2 protein-coding genes are annotated in these 1766 nt (G+C 42.0%); both read right to left on the bottom strand.

Translation table 11 applies throughout. The features are described from left to right. A partial coding sequence (locus ACEWK1_RS27580) for a relaxase/mobilization nuclease domain-containing protein (protein ID WP_416636876.1) occupies positions 1-1081 on the bottom strand: 1081 nt, incomplete at its 3' end. After that, positions 1048-1377 carry a plasmid mobilization protein gene (locus ACEWK1_RS27575; protein WP_416636875.1) on the bottom strand — a complete coding sequence of 110 codons (330 nt, stop codon included), beginning with the start codon at positions 1375-1377 and terminating at the stop codon, positions 1048-1050. The genes ACEWK1_RS27580 and ACEWK1_RS27575, both read right to left, overlap by 34 nt. Positions 1378-1766: the final 389 nt, after the last annotated feature.

Below are 1766 nucleotides of genomic sequence, written 5' to 3'. Positions count from 1 at the left end.
GGAGCTTTGAATTGACTTGAGTTCTTGAATCGTTTGACTGTTGTTCTGACTCATCTCTGTCTGACCATTTTTTAACACTCCGATTAATGCTTGTCTGCTCGTTTCTAAGAGCTTCTCTTGCTTTTGTAAGGTCAAAGTCATTCCCTGCTGAACCTTTTCGCTTGTTTCCTTGATCTGCAACAACTCGCTGTCTATCGTCATTTTTGCCATTGTTTGCTTGTCCATGTGGGTGCTGATGTACCCCTTCATGATGGTGTTCAGCTCGTGGGTTTGTTTCAAAAGTTCGGTCAATTCTTTGATCTGAATCTCTTGATCGGGTTGACGATTTTTCGGTATTTCCTCGTTCTTGATCTCGCTCAATTTGTCTTTCAAAGCCATCCTTTAACGTCTCCTTTTCATAAGCTAAACCTAGCTTTGTCCCCCTCACGAACTTTTCGTGGTCAGGGTGCTTGAAGCTAATATTTTTAGGGGTGATTTTCGTTTCAATATCAAAGTCTTTTTTTAATTTATCGGCTAATTCATTAAGGCTCTGTACTTTTCCTTTAAGGTGGTCTACACTTTCCCGAATCTCGTCTTTCCAACTGCCTTTTCCTTTTTCTACAAGAGATTTTTCCGCAAGAGTATAACGTGTTTGTGCCGAAGGCTCTTTCACAACAGACAATCCTCTTTCTAAACAAAGACGATCGCTAGCTTCCCTCACTTGCTCAATGGCTTCTTTTCCATGTAGTTGATACTTTTTCCCATCCTCATAACTGACTGCATTGATGACAATATGATTATGTATGTGATCCTTGTCTGTATGGGTGTAAATAGCTACCTCATGCCCTTTTGCCATTTCTTTGGCTAAATCTCTGCCGATTTCATTTGCTTGTTCGGGAGAAACTTCTCCAGGCTTAAATGACTGGATAATATGATGAGCTTGAATCCCATCTGTTTTTCCCCACAGTTCCCTTGTTGCTTTGAATTGAGCCTTTGCATATTCGGGTGGACAATCTACCCCTGAACGTTCTTCGGCTCTCTTTTCAGCATAGGAGATCAGTTTGCTTGCTACCTTTGTATTGCCGAGTTGAATTGTTGCCATAATTCATGCAACTCCTTCTGTACTGCTTGCACTTCTAAAACAGAAACATTCTTATCCTCGTTTGCTTTCCTTGCAAGCTGATTGACGTTTACGCCAATTGCTCGCAACTCCTTTGCAATCTCAAATGCTCCCTCCCGATCAATTTTCGGTGGTCGCATTTTCACCCCTTGTGCCTTCTTCTTGCAGAAGCTAGGCACACTCATTCCAAGATTTGTCGCTGCCTGCTCCAAATTTTGAAATTCGAGGTCGCTTACACGAAATTTAATCTGTCGATTCTCTTTCCTGTTCTCGCCCAAAAAGACCGCCCCTCTCTAACCAAATTTTCAATTTGGAGTAATGTCTCATTCTCGTTTATGCCTGTCGGGCTACTCCGAGTATATCAACATTACTAGAGGGTTGGCAAGCTCTATGAATGGTACCCATTCAGCTTGTTGGGGAGTCCCCCAATCCCCCTAAAAACCAAAGATCGAAACCTTAAACCCAACCCCTTTTCGCCTGTTGGCGAATGAAGAAACCACCCTCTTACTTTTCGTAAGTTGGGTGTGTTTTCTTCAAAAGAAGAATCGGTGGCCACTCTCTTTGATCGTAGCAGCCGAATCTTTTTTAGATCCAAAATCTCTCTTTACCTGATCGTGATAATCACGATCAAGGCAAAATAGAAATCAACCTGAAGGCATCATTTTTT

The sequence above is a fragment of the Metabacillus sp. YM-086 genome (assembly GCF_048059995.1).
Lineage (GTDB): Bacteria > Bacillota > Bacilli > Bacillales > Bacillaceae > Metabacillus > Metabacillus litoralis_B.
Note: the sequence above shows the minus strand (reverse complement) of the source record. Positions and strands in the feature narration are given on the sequence as shown.